Annotated in this window: 23 protein-coding genes; 16 read left to right on the top strand and 7 right to left on the bottom strand. The window is 66.0% G+C overall.

Annotated elements, in window-relative coordinates; genetic code table 11:
- The first annotated feature begins 13 nt into the window (after positions 1–13).
- The 12 genes from mtgA (at position 14) to pyrF (ending at position 12,637) form a co-directional block, all read left to right on the top strand.
- Positions 14–748, top strand: coding sequence for a monofunctional biosynthetic peptidoglycan transglycosylase (mtgA, locus tag AB3X95_RS08610; RefSeq protein WP_368621073.1), 735 nt, complete (start codon positions 14–16; stop codon positions 746–748).
- A gap of 364 nt (positions 749–1,112) precedes the next feature.
- Positions 1,113–2,129 carry an IclR family transcriptional regulator gene (locus AB3X95_RS08605; protein ID WP_368621072.1) on the top strand — a complete coding sequence of 339 codons (1,017 nt, stop codon included), beginning with the start codon at positions 1,113–1,115 and terminating at the stop codon, positions 2,127–2,129.
- On the top strand, positions 2,126–3,241 hold the full coding sequence (locus AB3X95_RS08600; protein ID WP_176121865.1) for a 2-dehydro-3-deoxygalactonokinase: 1,116 nt from the start codon (positions 2,126–2,128) through the stop codon (positions 3,239–3,241). The genes AB3X95_RS08605 and AB3X95_RS08600 overlap by 4 nt, the downstream gene beginning before the upstream one ends.
- 45 nt (positions 3,242–3,286) lie before the next feature.
- The gene (locus tag AB3X95_RS08595; RefSeq protein ID WP_176105033.1) at positions 3,287–3,967 is read left to right on the top strand and encodes a 2-dehydro-3-deoxy-6-phosphogalactonate aldolase; all 681 of its coding nucleotides are present in this window, start codon (positions 3,287–3,289) and stop codon (positions 3,965–3,967) included.
- Positions 3,964–4,746: an SDR family oxidoreductase gene (locus AB3X95_RS08590; protein ID WP_176121864.1), complete on the top strand. Its 783-nt coding sequence runs from the start codon at positions 3,964–3,966 to the stop codon at positions 4,744–4,746. The genes AB3X95_RS08595 and AB3X95_RS08590 overlap by 4 nt, the downstream gene beginning before the upstream one ends.
- Before the next feature lie 121 nt (positions 4,747–4,867).
- The gene (locus AB3X95_RS08585) at positions 4,868–5,866 is read left to right on the top strand and encodes an arabinose ABC transporter substrate-binding protein (protein ID WP_176121862.1); all 999 of its coding nucleotides are present in this window, start codon (positions 4,868–4,870) and stop codon (positions 5,864–5,866) included.
- Between the two features lie 105 nt (positions 5,867–5,971).
- Positions 5,972–7,534 carry an L-arabinose ABC transporter ATP-binding protein AraG gene (gene araG, locus AB3X95_RS08580; protein ID WP_176365585.1) on the top strand — a complete coding sequence of 521 codons (1,563 nt, stop codon included), beginning with the start codon at positions 5,972–5,974 and terminating at the stop codon, positions 7,532–7,534.
- Positions 7,535–7,587: 53 nt separating this feature from the next.
- The gene (gene araH, locus AB3X95_RS08575; RefSeq protein WP_176105037.1) at positions 7,588–8,604 is read left to right on the top strand and encodes an L-arabinose ABC transporter permease AraH; all 1,017 of its coding nucleotides are present in this window, start codon (positions 7,588–7,590) and stop codon (positions 8,602–8,604) included.
- A gap of 41 nt (positions 8,605–8,645) precedes the next feature.
- Positions 8,646–9,446, top strand: coding sequence for an SDR family NAD(P)-dependent oxidoreductase (locus tag AB3X95_RS08570; RefSeq protein WP_176121859.1), 801 nt, complete (start codon positions 8,646–8,648; stop codon positions 9,444–9,446).
- A complete protein-coding gene (locus AB3X95_RS08565; RefSeq protein WP_368621071.1) occupies positions 9,443–10,384 on the top strand; it encodes an SMP-30/gluconolactonase/LRE family protein in 942 nt (313 codons plus the stop codon). Before AB3X95_RS08570 ends, AB3X95_RS08565 begins: the two co-directional genes overlap by 4 nt.
- 221 nt (positions 10,385–10,605) lie before the next feature.
- Entirely contained in the window at positions 10,606–11,667 is a 1,062-nt protein-coding gene (locus AB3X95_RS08560) for an aldose 1-epimerase (protein WP_176121857.1), read from the top strand.
- A gap of 154 nt (positions 11,668–11,821) precedes the next feature.
- Entirely contained in the window at positions 11,822–12,637 is an 816-nt protein-coding gene (pyrF, locus tag AB3X95_RS08555) for an orotidine-5'-phosphate decarboxylase (protein WP_062124713.1), read from the top strand.
- 16 nt (positions 12,638–12,653) lie between these two features.
- Here pyrF and AB3X95_RS08550 read toward each other — a convergent pair whose 3' ends face one another.
- The 4 genes from AB3X95_RS08550 to thiL all read right to left on the bottom strand — a co-directional run bounded on the left by AB3X95_RS08550 (position 12,654) and on the right by thiL (position 15,396).
- Entirely contained in the window at positions 12,654–13,187 is a 534-nt protein-coding gene (locus AB3X95_RS08550) for a cupin domain-containing protein (protein WP_176121854.1), read from the bottom strand.
- 32 nt (positions 13,188–13,219) lie between these two features.
- Positions 13,220–13,720 (bottom strand): CinA family protein, encoded by a 501-nt coding sequence (locus tag AB3X95_RS08545; protein ID WP_013090547.1) that lies wholly within the window; start codon positions 13,718–13,720, stop codon positions 13,220–13,222.
- A gap of 109 nt (positions 13,721–13,829) precedes the next feature.
- Positions 13,830–14,405, bottom strand: a complete 576-nt coding sequence (locus tag AB3X95_RS08540; RefSeq protein WP_184226480.1) for a phosphatidylglycerophosphatase A — start codon at positions 14,403–14,405, stop codon at positions 13,830–13,832.
- Complete coding sequence (gene thiL, locus AB3X95_RS08535) at positions 14,395–15,396, bottom strand: thiamine-phosphate kinase (protein ID WP_368621070.1); 1,002 nt, start codon at positions 15,394–15,396, stop codon at positions 14,395–14,397. Before thiL ends, AB3X95_RS08540 begins: the two co-directional genes overlap by 11 nt.
- Positions 15,397–15,573: 177 nt before the next feature.
- On the opposite strand from thiL, the gene AB3X95_RS08530 reads away from it, so the two are divergent.
- From AB3X95_RS08530 to AB3X95_RS08520, 3 genes are all read left to right on the top strand, one after another.
- Positions 15,574–17,913 (top strand): NADP-dependent malic enzyme, encoded by a 2,340-nt coding sequence (locus AB3X95_RS08530; protein WP_368621069.1) that lies wholly within the window; start codon positions 15,574–15,576, stop codon positions 17,911–17,913.
- A 420-nt stretch (positions 17,914–18,333) separates the two neighbouring features.
- Entirely contained in the window at positions 18,334–18,747 is a 414-nt protein-coding gene (locus tag AB3X95_RS08525) for a ribonuclease (RefSeq protein ID WP_176121849.1), read from the top strand.
- A 16-nt stretch (positions 18,748–18,763) separates the two neighbouring features.
- Positions 18,764–19,324 (top strand): barstar family protein, encoded by a 561-nt coding sequence (locus AB3X95_RS08520; RefSeq protein ID WP_013090542.1) that lies wholly within the window; start codon positions 18,764–18,766, stop codon positions 19,322–19,324.
- A gap of 134 nt (positions 19,325–19,458) precedes the next feature.
- Here AB3X95_RS08520 and AB3X95_RS08515 read toward each other — a convergent pair whose 3' ends face one another.
- From AB3X95_RS08515 to AB3X95_RS08505, 3 genes are all read right to left on the bottom strand, one after another.
- On the bottom strand, positions 19,459–20,199 hold the full coding sequence (locus tag AB3X95_RS08515) for a 16S rRNA (uracil(1498)-N(3))-methyltransferase (RefSeq protein ID WP_368596380.1): 741 nt from the start codon (positions 20,197–20,199) through the stop codon (positions 19,459–19,461).
- Between the two features lie 19 nt (positions 20,200–20,218).
- Positions 20,219–20,632, bottom strand: coding sequence for a glyoxalase/bleomycin resistance/extradiol dioxygenase family protein (locus AB3X95_RS08510; RefSeq protein WP_008923880.1), 414 nt, complete (start codon positions 20,630–20,632; stop codon positions 20,219–20,221).
- A 104-nt stretch (positions 20,633–20,736) separates the two neighbouring features.
- Positions 20,737–20,937 (bottom strand): hypothetical protein, encoded by a 201-nt coding sequence (locus AB3X95_RS08505; RefSeq protein WP_176365591.1) that lies wholly within the window; start codon positions 20,935–20,937, stop codon positions 20,737–20,739.
- A 324-nt stretch (positions 20,938–21,261) separates the two neighbouring features.
- On the opposite strand from AB3X95_RS08505, the gene tkt reads away from it, so the two are divergent.
- A complete protein-coding gene (tkt, locus tag AB3X95_RS08500) occupies positions 21,262–23,283 on the top strand; it encodes a transketolase (protein ID WP_368621068.1) in 2,022 nt (673 codons plus the stop codon).
- Positions 23,284–23,296: the final 13 nt, after the last annotated feature.

Genomic DNA, 23,296 nt, shown 5'->3' with positions numbered 1-23,296 from the left:
GACAGCACGCACCATGACAGCGACGCGGCGCGCCAGCGGTTCGCGCGGCCAGGCCGGCCCGCTGCGCTGGCTCGCCTGGCTGATCGCGGTCGTGGCCATCGCCTGGCTCGCGACGCAGGCGTACTACTTCGCGCAGATCGCGATCTGGAACGTCGTCAATCCGCGCTCGACCGCGTTCATGCGCTCGGACGCGTGGCGTCTGTCGCAGGACCGGCCGGATCTGTCGGTGCAGCGCACGTGGGTGCCGTACGAGCAGATTTCCCGCAACCTGAAGCGCGCGATTATCGCGTCCGAGGACGCGAACTTCGTTACCAACAAGGGCTACGAAACCGACGCGATGTTGCAGGCATGGGAGCGCAACAAGGCGCAAGGCCGGATCGTGCGCGGCGGCTCGACGATCTCGCAGCAACTCGCGCGCAATCTGTTCCTGTCGCGCGAGAAAAGCTATATCCGCAAGGGCCAGGAGCTGATCATCACGTGGATGCTCGAAACGCTGATGGACAAGCAGCGCATCTTCGAGATCTATCTGAACTCGGTCGAATGGGGCAACGGCGTGTACGGCGCCGAGGCGGCCGCGCAGTACTACTTCAAGACCTCGGCGAGCAAACTCACGGCCGCGCAGTCCGCGCGGCTCGCGGTGATGCTGCCGCGCCCCAAATATTTCGATGAACACAGGAATTCGGCGTATCTCGCCCAACGCGCGCGAGTCATCGCGCGGCGGATGGGCGCGGCCGAATTGCCGGATTGAAAAGCGCCGTCGATCTGCCTGGTTTTCCGTCTTCGAAGCCCGCCTTGCGCGGGTTTTTTTGCGTCTTTTCGCCGAGGCACGGCGTCCCGCTAAACAGTTGATCGCCTACTAAAATCTCAGTATCTGGACTCAACATTCACATATTGGTGATTATCAAAAGTCGCCCTACAATCCAAGCCAACATGCATCGCAAGTAGGCGCTCCAGCGCGCCGAAACAGCGAACCGCGACAGAAAAACCGGAGACGAGGCCAACATGTCTGGCAGCCAACCACAGCAGCCGCGCGAGCGCGGCGCCGCACGCATTCCCGCCCTGTGCTCCGGCCCCGCGCGCTAAGCGCAGAAACCATCGGAAAGCGAATCGCCATGAACAAAGCGATGCCTACTCACGGGGCTAGCCCGGCCGAGGCGGCGCCGGGGTCGAACGGCGGGCCGGACAGTGCCGCGAATCCCGCGCCGCGCGAGGCTTCAGCCGTCACCGCCAATGTCGCCGCCAGTGCGTCCGCTACCGCGAGGGCGTCGCGCCCGGTGCAGCGCGCGGCAACCGTCGACGGACTCGGGCTGCCGGTCACATTGCTGGAAATCACGCCGCAGCAGGCCGGCACACAGACACTGTTGCGCGGCCTCGCGATTCTCGAGGCGGCGGCGGCCGGCGTGCGCGATCTGCGCAGCTTCGGCGCCGCGCTCGGCACCACCCGCAGCACCACGCATCGACTCGTCAGCAGCCTCGTGCAGGCGCGCTATCTGCGTCAGGTGCAGGGCGGCTATCTGCTCGGGCCGAAGCTGATCGAGCTCGGCACGATCGCGCTCGAACAGATGCCGCTGACGGCCGTCGCGCGTCCGCACCTGCAGTCGCTGGCCGAGCAGACGCTCGACACGATCCACCTCGGCGTGCGCGATGGCGACGACGTGCTGTACATCGACAAGATCCCTGGCACGCGCGGCCTCGAAATGCGCTCGCGCGTCGGCCATCGGATGCCGCTCGCGTCGACCGGCATCGGCAAGGCGATGATGCTCGACCTCACGCCGGACGCATGGCAGTCGCTGTTCGACGCGTCGCGCCGCGCGCTCGCGGGGGTCAGCTTCAAGCCCGACAACCGCCCCGACGCGCCGACCTTCCTGCAGCGCATGACGAACTACGCGGCCGGCGGCTACACGTTCGATCTCGAAGAGAACGAAGCGTCGATCCGTTGCGTCGCGGCGCCGGTGCGCGATGCGTCGGGCGCGATCGTCGCGGCGTTGTCGGTGGCGAGCACGATTCCGTATATGCCGCACGAACGGATGGACGAACTGATTCCGGTCGTGCAGCGCGAGGCGCGCGCGATTTCGGAAGAACTTGGTTGGCGCGCACCGCAACCGGCCACGCGCAGGATCAAGCGATGAAACAAGCGGGCACCGCCACGCTGGCGAACCACCAGGCGCCCGCCGCGCCCACCTCGGGCGGGGAGCCGGACGCGACCGATGGCACAGATACCGCCGCCGTCGATTTCACGCATGCCGCGCTGATCGCGCTCGACTGGGGCACGACGTCGCTGCGCGCCTATCTGTTCGACGCGCACGGTCGCGTGCTGGCGACGCGCGCATCGACGGCCGGCATCATGAATCTGCCGCGCAGCGCGGCCGAGAGCGGCTTCGACGCGGCGTTCGACGACGCCTGCGGCGCGTGGCTCGAGCACGCGCGCGGCGTGCCGGTGATCGCCGCGGGGATGGTGGGCAGCGCGCAAGGCTGGCTCGAAGCGCCGTATGTCGAGACGCCCGCCAACGCCGATGCGCTGGTGGCCGGCATCGTCCGCGTGCCGACCGCGCGCGGCGCGACGCTGCACATCGTGCCGGGCGTGCTGCAACGCGGCGAGTTGCCGAACGTGATGCGCGGTGAGGAGACACAGATTTTCGGCGCGCTCAGCGCGGACGCGAACGGCGCGCAAGACGCGAGCGCCGTCGACAGCAACGCCCGCTCACTGATCGGCCTGCCCGGCACGCACGCGAAATGGGCGGTCGTGCAGGCGGAGCGCATCGAGCGTTTTCATACCTTCATGACCGGCGAGGTATTCGCCGCGCTGCGCGAGCACACCATTCTCGGCCGCACGATGGTCACGCCCGATCGGCCGGATACCGAAGCATTTTTGCGCGGCGTGAACATCGCGCGCGAGAAAGGTCAGGCGGGTGTGCTCGCGACCGTGTTCAGCACGCGCACGCTCGGCCTGACCGGCGCGCTGTCGAGCGAGGCACAGCCCGACTATCTGTCGGGCCTGCTGATCGGACACGAACTCGCCGGCCTCGAAGCGGTACTCGCGCAGCAAGGCAGCTCGCTCGCGCAGCAGAGTCTGCGGCTGATCGGCAACGACGCGCTGTGCGAGCGCTACCGCCTCGCGCTCGCGCAATTCGGCTGTCTGCGCGCGGAGCCGGTCAGGCACGCGACCGAACGCGGGCTGTGGCGCGTTGCCGTAGCAGCGGGGCTCGTGCAGCCGTCCGCGCAGGCGGCGCGCGCGGGCTGACCGGCGGCAGAGCCCTTTACGACGCTCACGAAACAAGGAACCGACATGCAACCACATATCAATCTGCCCGGACCGTACATGCCGCACGCGGGTCTGATCGCCGCGTTCGAAGTCTGTCCGCTGATCGCGATCATGCGCGGCGTCACGCCCGCCGACGCGGCCGATCACGGTCAAGCGCTGTACGAAGCGGGTTTCCGCATCGTCGAAGTACCGCTCAATTCGCCGCAGCCTTTCGACAGCATCTCCGCGATCCGCAAGGTGCTGCCGGCCGACGCGATCGTCGGCGCGGGCACCGTGCTGCATCCGCTCTACGTCGACGAAGTGAAGTCGGCGGGCGGCGAGCTCGTCGTGATGCCGCACAGCGACCCCGAAGTCGTGATTGCCGCGAAGGCGCGCGGCCTTGCCTGCGCGCCCGGCGTCGCGACGCCGACCGAAGCGTTCATCGCGCTGAAGAACGGCGCCGACGTGCTGAAGATGTTCCCCGCCGAGCAGCTCGGCTGCCAGGTCGTCAAGGCATGGCGCGCGGTGATCGCCGCGCAGGTGCCGCTCGTGCCGGTCGGCGGTATCAACCCGGACAACATGGGGCCGTTCCTGAGCGCCGGCGCCAACGGTTTCGGCCTCGGCTCGGCGCTGTACAAGCCGGGCCAGAGCGCGGCGGTGACCGCGTCGCATGCGAAGGCGTTCATCAACGGTCTGCGGATCGCCCGCGCAGGAGCGAAGAAATGAACCGGCTCGCCGGCAAGGCCGCTCTCGTGACCGGCGCCGGGCGCGGCATCGGCGCGGCGATCGCGCTCGCGTTCGCGCGCGAGGGCGCGGCGGTCGTGCTGGCGGAACTCGATCTCGACACGGCGCAGCGCACGGCCGCGCGGATCGAGGCGGAAGTCGGCGCCGGCGCGCGCGTGCTCGCGGTGCAGACCGACGTGACCCAACCCGCGTCGCTGCGGCATGCGGTGAGCGAAGGCGAGCGCGCGTTTGGTGCGCTCGACATCCTCGTCAACAACGCGGGCATCAACGTGTTTTGCGATCCGCTGACGATGACCGACGCCGACTGGCGGCGCTGCTTCGCGGTCGATCTCGACGGCGTGTGGAATGGCTGTCGCGCGGTACTGCCGGGGATGGTCGAACGCGGCGCGGGCAGCATCGTGAACATCGCGTCGACCCACGCGTTCAAGATCATTCCGGGCTGCTTTCCGTACCCGGTCGCGAAGCATGGCGTGATCGGCCTCACGCGCGCGCTCGGCATCGAGTACGCGCCGTGCAACGTGCGCGTGAACGCGATCGCGCCGGGCTACATCGAGACGCAGCTGACGCACGACTGGTGGAACGAGCAGCCCGATCCGGCCGCCGCGCAGCAGGCGACGCTCGATCTGCAACCGATGAAGCGCATCGGCCGCCCGGAGGAGGTGGCGATGACCGCGGTGTTCCTCGCGTCGGACGAGGCGCCGTTCATCAACGCGAGCTGCGTCACCGTCGATGGCGGCCGCTCGGCGCTGTATCACGACTGAATTCGCATCGCCAGGAGACGCACAGAACACCGGACGACGCGCTGGCCGCGTGTGTCAGGACCGGTATAAGAAGACGCGGCCGATTACCTTCTCGTTATCAATTAGTCAGGAGACACGCATCATGAAACGTAGAATTTTCCTCACGCTGGCAGCGGCGGCGACGGGTGTGCTCTTCAATGCGCCGGCCGCACAGGCAGCCGATACGGTCAAGATCGGCTTCGTCGTGAAGCAGCCGGAAGAGCCGTGGTTCCAGGACGAATGGAAGTTCGCCGAGATCGCCGCCAAGGACAAGGGCTTCACGCTCGTGAAAATCGGCGCGCCGTCGGGCGAGAAGGTGATGAGCGCAATCGATAACCTCGCCGCGCAGAAGGCGCAGGGCTTCGTGATCTGCACGCCCGACGTCAAGCTCGGGCCGGGTATCGTCGCGAAGGCGAAGGCCGACGGCCTGAAGATGATGACGGTCGACGACCGCCTCGTCGACGGCGCGGGCAAGCCGATCGAAGCGGTGCCGCATATGGGCATCTCGGCGTATAACATCGGCAAGCAGGTCGGCGACGGCATCGCGGCTGAAATCAAGAAGCGCGGCTGGGACATGAAGGACGTCGGCGCGATCGACGTGACCTATGAGCAGCTCCCGACCGCGCATGACCGCACCACCGGCGCGACCGACGCCCTCGTCGCCGCGGGCTTCCCGAAAGCGAACATCGTCACCGCGCCGCAAGCCAAGACCGACACCGAAAACGCTTTCAACGCCGCCAACATCGCGCTGACGAAGAACCCGCAGTTCAAGCACTGGGTCGCTTACGCGCTGAACGACGAAGGCGTGCTCGGCGCGGTGCGCGCGGCGGAAGGCCGTGGCTTCAAGGCCGACAACATGATCGGCATCGGCATCGGCGGCTCGGACTCCGCGCTGAACGAGTTCAAGAAGCCGCAGCCGACGGGCTTCTTCGGCACCGTGATCATCAGCCCGAAGCGCCACGGCGAGGAAACCTCGGAACTGATGTACTCGTGGATCACCCAAGGCAAGGAGCCGCCGCTGCTGACGCTCACGACCGGCATGCTGGCGACGCGCGACAACGTCGGCGAAGTGCGCGAGAAGATGGGCCTCGCGTCGAAGTAATCGCGGGTCTTGCGGTGACATGAAGTACACCGCCGGCGCGCCGCTTTCTCTGCCTGTTGCGGAGGGCGGCGCGCGTACGGTCTACATGAGGGATGAGGAGGCGAAGTGTCAGCGACGCTACGTTTTGACAATATCGGCAAGGTTTTTCCAGGCGTGCGTGCGCTCGACGGTGTGTCCTTCGACGTCAACGTCGGCCAGGTGCACGGCCTGATGGGCGAAAACGGCGCGGGAAAATCGACGCTGCTGAAAATTCTCGGCGGCGAGTATCAGCCCGATTCGGGCCGCATGATGATTGACGGCAACGAGGTGCGCTTTCCGAGCGCGGCCGCCTCGATCGCTGCCGGCATCGCGGTGATTCACCAGGAACTGCAGTACGTGCCCGACCTCACGGTCGCGGAAAATCTGCTGCTTGGCCAGCTGCCCAATTCGCTCGGCTGGGTCAACAAGCGCGAGGCGAAGCGCTTCGTGCGCGAGCGGCTCGAGGCGATGGGCGTCGCGCTCGATCCGAACGCGAAACTGCGCAAGCTCTCGATCGCGCAGCGGCAGATGGTCGAAATCTGCAAGGCGCTGATGCGCAACGCGCGTGTGATCGCGCTCGACGAGCCGACCAGCTCGCTGTCGCATCGCGAGACCGAGGTGCTGTTCAAGCTGGTGCGCGATCTGCGCGCCGACAACCGCGCGATGATCTACATCTCGCATCGGATGGACGAGATCTACGAGCTGTGCGACGCGTGCACGATCTTCCGCGACGGCCGCAAGGTCGCGTCGCATCCGACGCTCGAAGGCGTGTCGCGCGACACGATCGTCAGTGAGATGGTCGGGCGCGAAATTTCGGACATCTATAGCTATACGGCGCGGCCGCTCGGCGAAGTGCGTTTCGCGGCGAAGGCGATCGAAGGTCATCCGCTCGCGCAGCCGGCCAGCTTCGAGGTGCGGCGCGGCGAGATCGTCGGCTTCTTCGGACTCGTCGGCGCGGGCCGCAGCGAGCTGATGCATCTGGTGTATGGCGCCGAGCATCGCAAGGGCGGCGAACTCGTGCTCGACGGCAAGCCGATCAAGGTGCGCAGCGCGGGCGAGGCGATCAAACACGGCATCGTGCTGTGCCCCGAGGATCGCAAGGAAGAGGGCATCGTCGCGATGGCGAGCGTCGCGGAGAACATCAACATCAGCTGCCGCCGTCACTATCTGCGTGCGGGCGTGTTTCTCGATCGCAAGAAAGAGGCGCAGACGGCGGACCGATTCATCAAGCTGCTGAAGATCAAGACGCCGCATCGCCGGCAGAAGATCCGCTTCCTGTCGGGCGGCAACCAGCAGAAGGCGATTCTGTCGCGCTGGCTCGCCGAGCCTGATCTGAAAGTCGTGATTCTCGACGAACCGACGCGCGGCATCGACGTCGGCGCGAAGCACGAGATCTATAACGTGATCTATCAGCTCGCCGAGCGCGGCTGCGCGATCGTGATGATTTCGTCGGAATTGTCGGAAGTGCTTGGCGTGTCCGACCGGATCGTCGTGATGCGCCAGGGCCGCATTTCCGGCGAGCTCGCGCGCAAGGACGCGACCGAGCAGTCGGTGCTGAGCCTCGCATTGCCGCAGAGCTCGACCGCGCTACCTGCTGAGTCGAATACGAACGCGAACGCAGCCAACCAGAGCGGCTCGCGCGCGGCCTGAACCTTATCCGGACGAGAGTCCGCAACCCGTGGGGACGGGGAGGAGTATTGAACATGCAAGCCAGAGAAAACCTCGCGCAGCAGGCCGCCAAGAGCGCGGCCGACGCGCTGATTCCGCAGCCTACCGACAAGGCCAAGTGGTGGCAGCAGATCACCGAGTACAGCCTGATCGTGATCTTCATCGTGATGTTCGTCACGATGTCGCTGACCGTCGATCATTTCTTCTCGATCGAGAACATGCTGGGCCTCGCGCTGTCGATCTCGCAGATCGGCATGGTCGCGTGCACGATGATGTTCTGTCTCGCGTCGCGCGACTTCGACCTGTCGGTCGGCTCGACCGTCGCGTTCGCCGGCGTGCTGTGCGCGATGGTGCTCAACGCGACCGACAGCACGGTCATCGCGATCATCGCGGCGGTCGCGGCGGGCGCGGTGATCGGCTTCGTCAACGGCGCGGTGATCGCTTATCTGCGCATCAATGCGCTGATTACCACGCTCGCGACGATGGAAATCGTCCGCGGCCTCGGCTTCATCGTGTCGCATGGTCAGGCGGTCGGCGTATCGTCGGATACCTTCATCGCATTGGGCGGCCTGACGTTCTTCGGCGTGTCGCTGCCGATCTGGGTCACGCTGATCTGCTTCATCGTGTTCGGCGTGATGCTGAACCAGACCGTGTACGGCCGCAATACGCTCGCGATCGGCGGTAATCCGGAAGCGTCGCGCCTGGCCGGTATCAACGTGGAGCGCACTCGCGTCTACATCTTCCTGATCCAGGGCGCCGTCACCGCGCTCGCCGGCGTGATTCTCGCGTCGCGTATCACGTCGGGTCAGCCGAACGCCGCCGAAGGCTTCGAGCTGAACGTGATCTCCGCGTGCGTGCTCGGCGGCGTGTCGCTGCTGGGCGGCCGCGCGACGATCTCCGGTGTCGTGATCGGCGTGCTGATCATGGGCACGGTCGAGAACGTGATGAACCTCTTGAACATCGACGCGTTTTACCAGTACCTGGTGCGCGGCGCGATCCTGCTCGCGGCCGTGTTGCTCGACCAGTTGAAGAACCGCGGCTCGCGCGACTGAGCCGCTTTCACCTCATCCCAAGCTCATAAAGGAATCGAACGATGTCGTCTCCGGCCAATGCAAACGCCAGCCTCTCTGACACCGCGTACGCGCGCTATCCGAGCCTCGTCGACCGTACGGTGCTGATCACGGGCGGCGCGACCGGCATCGGCGCATCGTTCGTCGAGCACTTCGCGGCGCAGGGCGCGCGCGTCGCTTTCTTCGATATCGATGCGAGCGCCGGCGAAGCCCTCGCCGACCAGCTCGGCGATTCGAAGCACAAGCCGCTCTTTCTCCCGTGCGATCTGACCGATGTCGACGCGCTGCAAAAAGCGATCGCCGACGTGAAGGCGGCGCTGGGTCCGATCCAGGTGCTGATCAACAATGCGGCGAACGACAAGCGCCATCAGATCGCCGACGTGACGCGCGAGTCGTTCGACGCCGGCATCGCCGTGAACATCCGCCACCAGTTCTTCGCGGCGCAGGCCGTGATGGAAGACATGAAGGCCGCGCGCAGCGGCTCGATCATCAACCTCGGCTCGATCAGCTGGATGCTGAAGAACGGCGGCTATCCGGTGTACGTGATCTCGAAGTCGGCGGTGCAGGGGCTCACGCGCGGGCTCGCGCGCGACCTCGGCCACTTCAATATCCGCGTCAACACGCTGGTGCCGGGCTGGGTGATGACCGAGAAGCAGCTGCGCCTGTGGCTCGACGACAACGGCCGCCGGCAGATCAAGGAAGGCCAGTGCATCGACGCCGAGCTGATGCCGGCCGACCTCGCGCGCATGGCGCTATTCCTCGCCGCCGACGACAGCCGCATGATCACCGCTCAGGACATCGTCGTCGACGGAGGCTGGGCGTGAGCGGCAGCCCGCGCGTGCAACGGGCCACGCTGCTGCTCGACGCGCAGTGCGAACTCGGCGAAGGCGCGACCTGGTGCGCCCGCAGCGGCCGTTTCTACTGGACCGACATCGAGGGCGCGCGGCTGTGGCGCTACGATCCGGCCGACGGCCGCAGCGATTCATTCGGCATGCCCGAGCGGCTCGCCACCTTCGCGCTGTGCGAAAACCCGCGCTACGTGCTGCTCGGGCTCGCATCGCATCTCGCGTTTTTCGATCTGGAGAAGGGCAGCACGCAGCACATCGTCGACGTCGAGCCCGGCATGAACACGCGCGTGAACGATGGCCGCTGCGATCGGCAAGGGCGCTTCGTGTTCGGCACCAAGGACGAAAGCGGGCAACGGCAGACGGTCGGCGGCTTCTATCGGTTGAATCACGATCTATCGCTCGAACGCTTACCGTTGCCAGCGCCGGCAATTTCGAACAGCATCGCATTCAGTCCCGACGGCGCGACGATGTACTACTGCGATTCGCCGACGCGTGAAATCCGCGCGTGCGACTATCGCGCCGACGGCAGCATCGCGAACGATCGCCTGTTCACGCGTCTAACCGATGCGAACGGCATCCCCGACGGCTCGACCGTCGACAGCGACGGCGGCCTGTGGAACGCGCAGTGGGGCGGCGCGCGCGTGGTGCGCTACGGTCACGACGGTGTGGAAACCGAGCGCATCGACGTGCCGACCACGCAGCCGAGCTGCGTCGCGATCGGCGGTGCCGCGCTCGGCGAGGCCCCGGGCAGCGCCCGCGGCGAGACGGCGCTCGACACGCTGTACATCACGAGCGCCTACGCCGAGCTCGATGCAACGGCGCGCGCGGCCGATACGCTCGCGGGCGACCTGTTCGTCGCGACGCTTTCACGGCGTGGTGTTGTGGAACCGCTGTTCCAGGGCGCGCCTATCTAGCGCAGAATGACGCAGCCCCGGCCGCGCGCCGGGGCCGCGATCCTGAAGGTGAAGCAGAAGTCGATGTAGCAGTTTCGGTCCGCGAGCGATACGCCCGCGACCGGCCGGCAACGAATCGGCAGCATGCAGTTCGGACTCGAGGCGAATTGGTCATAAAAAAATCGCCCGCAACTCCCGTCAACCCTGACGGCAACGTCCCACGCCTCTCGATGGAGCCAGATATGACTGTTGCGAATCTCGTTTCAGCCTCATCCCCAACCTCTCAAACGCGACGCTCGCGACTTGCCGCGGCGGCCAATCCCGTGCTGGCGGGCCCGAGCACGTCGGCGGTGGCGCTCGGCGAGGGCAGTGCCGGCGATGTCGCGTGCATCACGCTCGCCAACTCGCAATTGCGTCTCGATGTCGCACCGACGCTCGGCGGCGGCGTGACCCGCTTCGACTGGCGCGACGACGGCGCACTGACGCCGATCTTCCGGCGCTGCAGTCAAGTCGGTGTCGATACGGAACCGAACCAGCTGGCCTGCTATCCGCTGTTGCCATACTCGAACCGCATCGGCGGCGGTCATTTCAGCGTGGGCGGGCGGCGCGTCGAGGTGCCTCGCAACCGCGCCGAGGAACCCCTGCCGATTCACGGCGACGGCTGGCTCGCGCAATGGCAGGTGCTCGACGCGGGCCGCGAGCACGTGCGCCTCGCGCTCGACCGCAGCGAAGGCAAGCCGTACGCGTTCCGCGCGACGCAAACCTACACGCTCGACGGCCCGACGCTCGTCATCGCGCTCGAAATCGAAAACGCCGGCCGTGAGACGCTGCCGTTCGGGCTCGGCGTGCATCCATTCTTTGTGCGCGACGCGGACACCGAGCTGTCGGCGGCGGCTGGCGGCCTGTGGCTGTCGGGCGACGACTGGCTGCCGGTGCGCCACGTGCCGGCGCCGCCCGCGTGGCAGTTCGGCGTCGCGTATCCGCTGCCGGAGACGATCGTCAATCACGCGTTCACCGGCTGGAGCGGCCAGGCGGCGGTGGTGTGGCCGAAGCGCCGGCTGTCGCTGAACATCGCCGCCGATACCGACTACTACGTGCTGTACACCCCGCCCGGCGAAGACTTCTTCTGCTTCGAGCCGGTCGATCATCCGATCAATGCGATGAACCTGGCCGGCGGCGCGAGCGAAAACGGCATGACGCTGCTCAAGCGCGGCGAGCGGTTGACGCGCACGTTCCGCTTCACCGTCGAGCGGACTGGGCTGCGCTCGATGCCGGGCGGGCGTGGCGCGCGGCGCAGGCAGTAGTTGTCGCCGTAGCCGCCGGGCCGCCGCAAGGGCGGCTGGCGCTGCTACCGCCAATGAGGTGCGGGCCGCGCGGTGACCGCCATCGACGGATGGCGATCGTGGGACGGGTAAAATACGCGCCTCCCCCGATTACCGGCTCGCCGCGAGACTCACCATGTCCAACTTCATCCAGACACTCAACGACGCCTGGCAGCGCACGAACTCGCTGCTGTGCGTTGGGCTCGATCCCGAGCCCAGCAAATTTCCGGGCGCGCTCGCGGGCCGCGCCGATGCGATCTTCGAGTTCTGCCGCACGATCGTCGATGCAACCGCGCCGTACGCGTCGTCGTTCAAGCCGCAGATCGCCTACTTCGCCGCGCATCGTGCGGAAGACCAGCTCGAGCAGCTGATCGCCCACATTCACGCGAACCATCCGGGCCTGCCGGTGATTCTCGACGCCAAGCGCGGCGATATTGGCAGCACCGCCGAGCAGTACGCGCGCGAGGCGTTCGAGCGCTACCAGGCGGACGCGGTGACGGTCAATCCGTACATGGGTTTCGATTCGATCGAACCGTATCTCGAGCACGCGGGCAAGGGCGTGATCGTGTTGTGCCGCACGTCGAACGCGGGCGGCTCGGACTTGCAGTTTCTCGAGACGGGCGGCCGGCCGCTGTACCAGGTCGTCGCTCAACTGGCCGCGCAGAAGTGGAATGCGAGCGGCCAGCTGGGGCTCGTGGTCGGCGCGACGTTTCCGAAGGAAATCGAAGTGGTGCGCGGGATCGTCGGCGACATGCCGCTGCTGATTCCGGGCATCGGCGCGCAAGGCGGCGACGTGCAGGCCACCGTGAGCGCCGGACGCACCGCGAACGGCACCGGCATGCTGATCAACTCTTCGCGCGCGATCATCTACGCGGGCAAGGGCGACGACTTCGCGCAAGCGGCCGCGCAGGCCGCGAAGGACACCCGCGACCGGATCAACGCGTTTCGTTGAATCGACGAGCGGCGCGTCAGCGCGCCGCTCCGAGCCGCCCGATCAACTCCGCATGGCGCGGATGCCGCGCCTTCAGCGCATCGACCTCCGCGAGTTCGAACTCGCTGAATTCGAAACCCGGCGCGACCGTGCAGCCGACCAGCGCGAACGACGCCGGATCGGCGCACTCAGCCGCGAACCACATGCCGGCCGGCACGACGGCCTGATACACCGTGTCGGGATGCGTGAGCGGATTGCCTAGCCGGTGCGTGACGAGCGCACCGCCGGCAGCATCGCTTTCATCGAGCATGTGAACCAGCAGCGGCTCGCCGGCGTAGAAATGCCAGACCTCGTCGGATTGGATCCGATGCCACGCCGAATGCGCGCCGTCGCACAGCATGTAATAGATCGCGGTCGATGCCGCACGAGTGTTCTCAGTCTCGCTCGCTTCGCCGGCGCGCAGCACGCGCGCGGCCGAGCGATAAGTCTCCGCGAAAAAGCCGCCTTCAGGATGTGGCTTCAGGTCGAAGCGACGGATCAGGTCATCAGCGATCGCGCGCGAATCCGGCATTGTCCGCCTCCCCAGAAATAGTCAGGCGCCGCTCAATGCTCGCGTTCGTCGAGTAGCGCCAGCAGACCGCGCAGCGCGTGCGCTGCCGCCTGCACGCGGATCTGCTCGCGATCGCCCTTGAAAATCTTCGTTTCCACCGACGTATGCAGCCGGTTGGTCCAGCCGAACGACACCATGCCGACCGGCTTGGTTTCGGTGCCGCCACCGGGCCCAGCGACGCCGGTTATCGACAGCGACACTTGCGCGCGGCTGTTGCGCAGCGCGCCTTCGGCCATCGCTCGCGCGACCGGTTCGCTGACCGCGCCGTGCTTTTCGATCAGGTCGGCCGGCACGCCGATCATTTCACTCTTCGCCTGGTTCGAATACGTGACGAAGCCGCGTTCGAACCAGCCACTGCTGCCCGAGATGTCGGTGATCGCGGTCGCGACCATGCCGCCCGTGCAGGACTCGGCGGTCACGAGCATCAGGCGCTCGTCGCGCAGACGGTTGCTCACGCGGATCGCAAGCTGGTGAACGACGGAATCGGTGGGCATGGCGTCAGTCAATCCGGAAAACGAAGCCGGCCGTGAGGCGCGGCGAACGGCAGGGGCCGGGTGGCGACCGAAAGAGTCGAACGGTGCTCAGATAGCACTCGGGCAGCGCTCAAACCGACATCCGCCACAGCGCAATCACGAGCAACGTGAAGAACGCGGCGATCAGGTCGTCGAACATGATGCCAAAGCCACCTTTCAGCCGGCGGTCGAAGTAGCCGATCGGCGGCGGCTTCACCATGTCGAAGAAGCGGAAGATCACGAACGCCCACATCTGAGCGGCGAGCGTGGCAGGCGTGACCATCAGCAGCACGAGCCAGAACGCGACGATTTCGTCCCACACGACCGCCGACGGGTCCTCGATGCCAAGCCGCTTCGCCGTAAAGCCGCACAGCGCGATGCCGGCGAGAAAGCCGACGCCGATCAGCACGCCCCATTCGATAACGGTCAGATAGCGGCTCAGTACCGCGAAGGACGCCCAACCGAACAGGGTGCCGATCGTGCCCGGCGCGACGGGCGACAGCCCGCTGCCGAAGCCGAGCGACAGGATGTGGACGGGATGCGACAGCATGAAGCGCGCGGTTGCGCGGCGTGGCTGAGCGGGCTTCGGCGCGCGCGGTCCTGGTACTTGCGGCGGCTCGCTGCCGAGGAAGTCGTCGGCGGGGCCGAGCGGGGGGTCATTCTGCATGAAAGTGATCGAAACCTTGCAAGGTCAAATTGAGCGGCACGCCGGTGGCGTTGCGCCACGCGATGGCCGGGCGGTCGGTGGCCGCCTCCAGTGCGCTTATTGTACCGATGCGAGTGACCGGCACAGCGGCCTTGTGCGCGGCGGCCGCGACCGCGGCGCGCGCGGCGCCGGGCGCGGTGAAGCACAGCTCGTAATCGTCGCCGCCGGCGAGCGTGCAGCGCTGCTGGACCTCGGGAGGCAGGCGGCGCAGCGCGGCCGAGCGCGGCACCGCGTCGACGTCGACGCTCGCACTGACCGACGAGCGCTCGAGGATATGCAGCAGATCGCCGGCGAGTCCGTCCGACAGGTCGAGCGCCGCGTGTGCGACGCCGCGCAGCGCGAGGCCGAGCGCGATGCGCGGCTCGGGGCGTTCGAGTGCCTGGCGGAACGCCGCGGCGTCGTTCGGATCGGCGGACCATTCGCCGCGCTGCACGCCGAGGCCGGCGCGCGCGTCGCCGAGCGTGCCGGAAATCCAGATGTCGTCGCCGGGTTGCGCGGCATCGCGGCGCAATGCCGTTTGCGGCGGCACGCTGCCGAACACCGTGATGCACAGATTGAGCGGTCCGCCCGTCGTATCGCCGCCGATCAGCTCGCAACCGTAGCGCGCGGCCAGCGCGAACAGGCCTTCGCTGAACCCCGATAGCCAGGCTTCGTCGGCTTGCGGCAGCGAGAAGGCAAGGGTGAACGCCTGCGGGCGCGCGCCCATCGCGGCGAGGTCCGACAGGTTGACCGCGAGCGCCTTGTGACCGAGCGCTTCGGGATCGATATCTGCGAAGAAGTGACGGCCTTCGACCAGCATGTCCGTCGATATCGCGAGCATTTCGCCGGCAGGCGGTGCCAGCAACGCGCAGTCGTCGCCGATGCCGAGCGCGCCGTTTTCGGTAGTAGAGGGCCGCGCGTGGGCGGCGCGGCGGGCGAAGAAGCGGTCGATCAGCGAAAACTCGGAAAGCATGATGGCGGACGATGAGCGGAGAAGGAGCGTAGAAATAGCGTAGGTGGCCAGGTTCGAGCATAGTGCGCCTTCGCAAGCACCGGACCACCCCGTGCGACGGGCAACGCGCTTTCACGCTGTTTCAGTCGCGGCAGTTGTACCCGTATTGAAGGAATTGCGTAGGCAATTGGGGCTACAATGCCGTCGAACGTCTATTCTAATCTGCACTCCGAAGCCCGCCTTATGTCGAATCCCGTCACTACCAAACTCCGCGAAGCAGCCCTCGATTACCACGAGTTTCCGACTCCCGGCAAAATCGCGATCGCCCCGACCAAGCAGATGATCAACCAGCGCGACCTCGCGCTGGCGTATTCGCCTGGCGTCGCATTTGCGTGCGAGGAAATCGTCGAGAGCCCGCTGAACGCCGCGCGCTTCACCGCGCGCAGTAACCTCGTCGGCGTCGTCACGAACGGTACCGCGGTGCTGGGTCTCGGCAACATCGGCCCGCTCGCGTCCAAGCCGGTCATGGAAGGCAAGGCCGTCCTGTTCAAGAAGTTCGCCGGCATCGACGTGTTCGATATCGAGATCAACGAGACCGATCCGCACAAGCTGGTCGACGTGATCGCCGCGCTCGAACCGACCTTCGGCGGCATCAACCTCGAAGACATCAAGGCGCCAGACTGCTTCATCGTCGAACGCGAATGCCGCAAGCGCATGAAGATTCCGGTCTTCCATGACGACCAGCACGGCACCGCGATCGTCGTCGCGGCGGCAGTCACCAACGGTCTGAAGGTCGTTGGCAAGGACATCAAGGAAGTTAAGCTGGTTTCCTCGGGCGCGGGCGCGGCGGCGCTCGCCTGTCTGGACCTGCTGGTCGACCTCGGCCTGCCGCTCGAAAACATCACCGTGACCGACCTCGCGGGCGTCGTCTACAAGGGCCGTACCGAACTGATGGACCCGGACAAGGAGCGTTTCGCGCGTGAAACCAGCGCGCGCTCGCTCGCCGAGGTGATCGACGGCGCGGACGTATTCCTCGGCCTGTCGGCTGGCGGCGTGCTCAAGCAGGACATGGTCAAGAAGATGGCCGCCAAGCCGCTGATCCTCGCGCTCGCGAACCCGACGCCGGAAATCCTGCCGGAACTCGCGCTCGAGGTGCGTCCGGACGCGGTGCTGTGCACAGGCCGCACCGACTACCCGAACCAGGTCAACAACGTGCTGGTGTTCCCGTTCCTGTTCCGCGGCGCGCTGGACGCCGGCGCGACGACGGTCACGCGCGAAATGGAAATCGCCGCCGTCAACGCGATCGCCGAACTGGCGCGCCAGGAGCAGAGCGACATCGTCGCGACTGCGTACGGCATCCAGGATCTGTCGTTCGGACCGGAGTATCTGATTCCGAAGCCGTTCGATCCGCGTCTGATCGTGAAGGTCGCGCCCGCGGTGGCGAAGGCCGCGATGGACTGCGGCGTCGCCGAGCGTCCGATCGAGGATATGGACGCGTACGCGCAGCATCTGCAGCAATTCGTCTACCACAGCGGCACGACGATGAAGCCGATCTTCCAGCTCGCGCGCAGCGTCGAGCCGGAGAAGAAGCGCATCGTGTTCGCGGAAGGCGAAGAGGAACGTGTACTTCGCGCAATCCAGATCGTCGTCGACGAAAAGCTCGCCAAACCGATCCTGATCGGCCGGCCTGCCGTGATCGAACAGCGGATCGCGCGTTATGGCCTGCGGCTCATCGCCGGGCAGGATTACACGGTCGTCAACACGGATCATGACGAACGTTACCGTGAGTTCTGGCAGGAATACGCGAAGATGATGTCGCGCAGGGGCATCACCACGCAGATGGCCAAGCTCGAGATGCGCCGCCGCACCACGCTGATCGGCTCGATGATGGTCAGGAAGGGCGAGGCGGACGGCATGATCTGCGGCACGGTCAGCACGACGCACCGCCATATCCATTTCATCGACCAGGTGATTGGCAAGAAGCCGGGCGCGAAGGTGTATGCGGCGATGAATGGGCTGGTGTTGCCGAATCGGCAGATTTTCCTCGTCGATACGCACGTGAATGTCGATCCGACGCCGGACGAGCTGGCTGAGATCACGATCATGGCGGCCGAGGAAGTGCGTCGTTTCGGTATCGAGCCGAAAGTCGCGCTGGTGTCGCATTCGAACTTCGGTTCGAGCAACGCGCCGAGCGCACAGAAGATGCGCGATACGCTCGAGATCCTGCGTCAACGCGCACCGGAGCTGCAGATTGACGGCGAAATGCACGGCGATGTCGCGCTCGACTCCAATCTGCGCCGCGAAGTGCTGCCCGATTCGACGCTCGAAGGCGACGCGAACCTGCTGGTGCTGCCGAACATCGATGCCGCCAATATCGCGTACAACCTGCTGAAGACGGCGGCCGGCAACAACATCGCGATTGGCCCGATCCTGCTCGGCGCGGCCAAGCCGGTGCACGTGCTGACGCCGTCGGCGACCGTACGCCGGATCGTCAACATGGCGGCGCTCCTGGTTGCGGACGTCAGCGCGACCCGCTAAGCGCGCATCGTGACCGGGCCGCGACAGGCCCGGCGCCGGTTCTCCAACCGGCGCGCCCTGAAAAAAAAGGCGTGCCCGCAATGGGCACGCCCTCAGGGCAAGCTGGGGATCGCCACCCCGAAAAATGGCAATGACACAGCCTTTCGGCTGAGTGGTTCCAGGCTTTGACAACCGCGAGCGAGCGCCCCGGCCACCGGCCGCTTGCATCGCTTGCGCTGCGCTCGATCACGGTTGAGCTCAGTTTAGCCTGATCGAGCTAAACATTCTGTCAAAAGTCGTCAAAGCCCCGATGGCCGGCTTTCCGCGCCGTGAGGCGGGGTGTCGTCCGGCCGTCGAACGTTGATTCCAAAGGCTATTAGCGATACCCTTACGACTTTCATGGTCGTCAAACTCGTGGTCTTACAGCGGGAAACCTGATACATGGCACGCAACTGGTTGCGCATGAAAGGCGTGCTGATCGGTGCTGCCGCGCTCTGCGCGTTGTCAAGTTCGACGCCCGAGGCGCTGGCGCGAGACTACTCGGCGCCAGCTGCGGCGGAAGCGCGGGTAGGCACCATCGCGCTGGCGCAATTGCCGCGCGAGGCGGTCGATACGTTGAACCTCATTGCTACCGGCGGGCCTTACCCGTATCAGAAGGACGGCATCGTATTCGGCAACTACGAACGGGTGCTGCCCGCTCATCGGCGCGGCTATTACCACGAATACACCGTCCCCACGCCTCACGCGCGTAATCGCGGGGCGCGCCGCATCGTCTGCGGAGGTCCGCTACAGCGAACCGACAATTGTTATTACTCGGACGACCATTACACCAGTTTTAACCGTATTGTTGAATGACATTGGGATGAACGGCATGAGCGACAACATCTACGCGCACGATTCCGGAGTCGCGACGGATCTTTTCGCGGCCGGCGACGGCAATTTGTTCCAACGCGTCATGAAGATGCGCGCCGACGAGCAGGGTCGCGACAACCAAAGCGAGGCTGGCACGGTGGTTTCATCGAACGAAGAGCCCATGAGCCTTTTCAGGACGGTGCGGCCGAACATCGTGCAGTCGATCCGCGCGTTCCGCGTGCAGGATCTCGCCGACGAGGCCAACCACCTTGGCCAGCACTTTCTGTATGCATACTGCGCGAATGCCGCGTCGAAGCAGGAAGTGCTCGAGACGATCGCAACGTCGTTCCTGTTTCCCAAGCATTTCGGCAAGAACTACGACGCGCTCTACGACTGCCTTACCGACCTCGTGCACAAGGCCGGCGCGCAGCCCGGCTTCGTGATCGTGCTCGAACACCTGCCGATCGCGCAGAAATTCGACAAGGAAGGGCGCGAGACGCTGCTCGACGTGTTCCGCGAAGCGGCCGAATTCTGGGCCGAGCGCAAGGTCGCGTTCCGGGTGTTTTACTCGTTCGCCTGAGGCTCGCCGGATGTTCACCTGTTCAGGCGTACTTGATTGGCTCTGACGGCGAACGTCGCGCTACAGACGATAAAGGCCCGCTAATTGGCGGGCCTTTGCTTTTGTGGCGGTGTTTGGCGCAAGCTAGCTCCCGCTTACCAACCGCCCCAGCGCGCCGCAAGCGCAGCAAGCACCGCGATCCCTGCGGTCTCGGTGCGCAGCACACGCGGTCCCAAGCCCACCGCGGCAAAGCCCTGTTCAACGGCGGCGGCTTCCTCGTCGGCGGAAAGGCCGCCTTCGGGGCCGATCAGCAGCGTCACGCCGCCAGGCGGCGGCGCGTCCGGCAGCGCAGTGAAACCGATGCTCGCGCGTGGCGACAGCAGCAGGCGCAACTCGTCAGGTGCCGGTTCGCGCGACAGGGTATCGAGCCAAGCGCCAATCTCACACACCGGCATGACGTCCGGCAGCCGATTACGCCCGCACTGTTCGCACGACGCCCGCACCACACCTTGCCAGTGCTGCTGCCGCCGCTGCGCGCGCTCGCCGGTCAGCCGCACGACGCTGCGTGCGGTCGCGAGCGGCACGAAGCCAGAGGCGCCGAGTTCGACCGCCTTCTCGATCAGCCAGTCCATCTTGTCGCCGCCGGCGATGCCTTGGGCGAGCGTCAGCCGATACGGCGGCTCGACCTCCACCGCGCGAAATTCGCCAATTTTCACGCGAGCCGAACGGCGCTCGACCTCGACGAGTTCGGCGCCGTATTCGCCGCCCTGGCCGTTGAACAGCACGAGCGAATCGCCAGGCTGCAAACGCAGCACGGCCACGTGGCGGACGACGTCGTCTGGCAATGCGATCACGTCGTCGGGGTAAAGCAGCGCATCAACAAAAAAACGGGGCATCGACGAAAGACTCTCGGATTCAGGAAAGGTGGCGGGCGAGCGCCCAGCGATAGCCGTCGATATCTTCGACCTGCGCGAAGCGGTCGCCCCAAAACTGGTCCTGCGGCTCGCTCAGCGACTTCGCGCCAGCCGCGAGCGCGCGAGCATACACGGCATCGACGTCCTCGACATAGACATAGAACGATTGCGGCGCAATCGTGCCCGCGCTTTTCGGCGTCTTCGCGGTCGAGCCGAACGCGCCTTCGGGTGCGAACATCACGATCAACTGGCCTTGGTAGGTCATCTCGACGTGCATGACGACGCCGTCGTCCTGCACGCTGTCGCGCACGTCGAAGCCGAACGCCGCCGAAAAAAACGCCGTGGACGCGCGCGCGTCGCGCACCGTCAGATAGGGGGTCAGCCAGGGCACACCGGCGGGGCGGGGAGCGGTCATGGAGTTCTCCGGATCTCGTGGGGCAGCGTGGCCACTGTTGCGGGTTTCGCTCCGGCGCAGCATGCCGGCTTCGCTCGAACCGGTTCGCTCCAGGTGTCCACGCTTCAAATGGATGGTTTCGTCGTCGGACTCAGTTTATCGCGCGCCGTTCGCGCTGCCGAGAATAGCCCCGCGTGCAGGGCCGGTTCGTCATGATGCAGCGAATCGATGCCGCGCGCGGCGAGACGTTCGGCGAGCGTGCGAATCGGGCGGGTCGTCGCGGAGCTCGATAGGCATCCGCGCATCGAGCCGATCGAGGCGTGCATGAGGAAATCCGTAGACGGCGTCGGCACAAGGCTGGAACAATAGCGGGGCGTTCACGGCGGACGGGCTCGATCGGCAGCGTGGGCAAATCAGCTGCTCGAATCGTGAATGCCGCCGCCGGGCGGAGTGCGTTGAACCGCGCGGCCGGGCGGCTTTCCGGCCGGCTAGGGGTTAACCTTCTGCTAGAATGTGACGCTTTCAGCCTTGTCCGCTTGCTCTGCCCGTTTCGCGTCTCCTGGCGCCGCATCGTGCGCCGTAGCGAACTGGCCGCCGAGCTTCCGGGCCTCAAGCGCGCCCCGCTTTCTGACTCTGTCTCCGGACTCGACATGACGACCCCGTCTCCCGCACCCACTTCCCTGATGGCCAACGCGATCCGCGCGTTGTCCATGGACGCCGTTCAAAAGGCGAACTCCGGCCACCCCGGCATGCCGATGGGCATGGCCGAAATCGGCGTTGCCCTGTGGTCGCGTCATCTGCGCCATAACCCGAAGAACCCGCAATGGGCCGATCGCGACCGCTTCGTGCTGTCGAACGGTCACGGCTCGATGCTGCTGTACTCGCTGCTGCATCTGACCGGCTACGACCTGCCGATGGAAGAGCTGAAGAACTTCCGCCAGCTCCATTCGAAGACGCCGGGTCACCCGGAATATGGCATCTCGCCGGGCGTCGAGACGACCACCGGTCCGCTCGGACAGGGCCTCGCGAATGCGGTCGGCATGGCGCTCGCCGAGTCGCTGCTCGCCACCGAATTCAACAAGCCCGACGCGAAGATCGTCGACCACCACACGTATGTGTTCGTCGGCGACGGCTGCCTGATGGAAGGCATCTCGCACGAAGCCTGCTCGCTCGCGGGCGTGCTGAAGCTGAACAAGCTGATCGCGTTCTACGACGACAACGGCATCTCGATCGACGGCGAAGTGGTGCACTGGTTCCACGACGACACGCCGAAGCGCTTTGAAGCGTACGGCTGGAACGTGATACCGAACGTGGTCGGCCATGACGTCGACGCGGTCGACGCGGCGATCAAGCAGGCGAAGCAGTCGGACAAGCCGACGCTGATCTGCTGCAAGACCGTGATCGGTGAAGGCGCGCCGACCAAGGCGGGCTCGCACGACTCGCACGGCGCGCCGCTCGGCGACAAGGAAATCGCGGCAACGCGCGAAGCGATCGGCTGGAAGTGGGAGCCGTTCGTGATTCCGCAGGAAGTCTACGCGGCATGGGATGCGAAGGACGCGGGCGCGCGCCTCGAATCCGAATGGGACAAGGCGTTCGCCGCCTACGCGGCCAAGTATCCGCAGGAAGCGGCCGAGTTCAAGCGCCGCAGCGCGAAGCAGCTGCCGGCCGACTGGAAGGACAAGGCAAAGGCGATCATCGCCGGCGCGAACGAACGCGCCGAGACCGTCGCGACGCGTAAGGCGTCGCAGCAGGCCATCGAAGGCCTGTCGGCCGTGCTGCCCGAACTGCTCGGCGGCTCCGCCGACCTGACCGGCTCGAACCTGACCAACTGGAAGGCCGCGAAGCCGGTGCGCGTGAACGCCGAAGGCCGTGCCGCCGGCAACTACGTGAACTACGGCGTGCGCGAATTCGGCATGAGCGCCGCGATCAACGGCGTCGCGCTGCATGGCGGCTACAAGGCATTCGGCGGCACGTTCCTGACGTTCTCGGACTACAGCCGCAACGCGCTGCGCGTCGCCGCGCTGATGAAGTCGCAGTCGATCTTCGTGTTCACGCACGACTCGATCGGTCTCGGCGAAGACGGCCCGACCCACCAGTCGATCGAACACGTCGCGAGCCTGCGCCTGATCCCGAATCTGCAAACGTGGCGTCCGGCCGATACGGTCGAAACCGCGGTGGCCTGGACCCATGCGATCGAGCATGTTGGTCCGTCGTGCCTGATCTTCAGCCGTCAGAACCTGCAGTTCAACGAGCGCACCGACGCGCAGATCGCCAACATCGAGAAGGGCGGCTACGTGCTGCGCGACTGGGACGAAGAGATCGTCGCGCGTAAGATCATCCTGATCGCGACGGGCTCCGAAGTCGAACTGGCGATGAAGGCCGTCGAGCCGCTCGCGCGCGAAGGCATTGCCGCACGCGTCGTGTCGATGCCGTCGACGACCGTGTTCGACAAGCAGGACGCCGAGTACCGCGAACGCGTGCTGCCGCACGGCGTGCGCCGCGTCGCGATCGAAGCGGGCGTGTCGGATTTCTGGCGCAAGTACGTGGGTCTGGAAGGCGGCGTGGTCGGCATCGACACGTTCGGCGAATCGGCCCCGGCAGGTGTGCTGTTCAAGCATTTCGGTTTCACCGTCGAGCACGTGGTGGCGACGGTCAAGGCCGCTCTCGGCTGATGGTTGCGTCGCG

It is taken from the genome of Paraburkholderia sp. BR13444 (assembly GCF_040948755.1).
GTDB classification, from domain to species: Bacteria; Pseudomonadota; Gammaproteobacteria; order Burkholderiales; family Burkholderiaceae; genus Paraburkholderia; species Paraburkholderia youngii.
The sequence above is the reverse complement of the archived record's forward strand: the minus strand, read 5'-3'. Positions and strand labels throughout refer to the sequence as shown.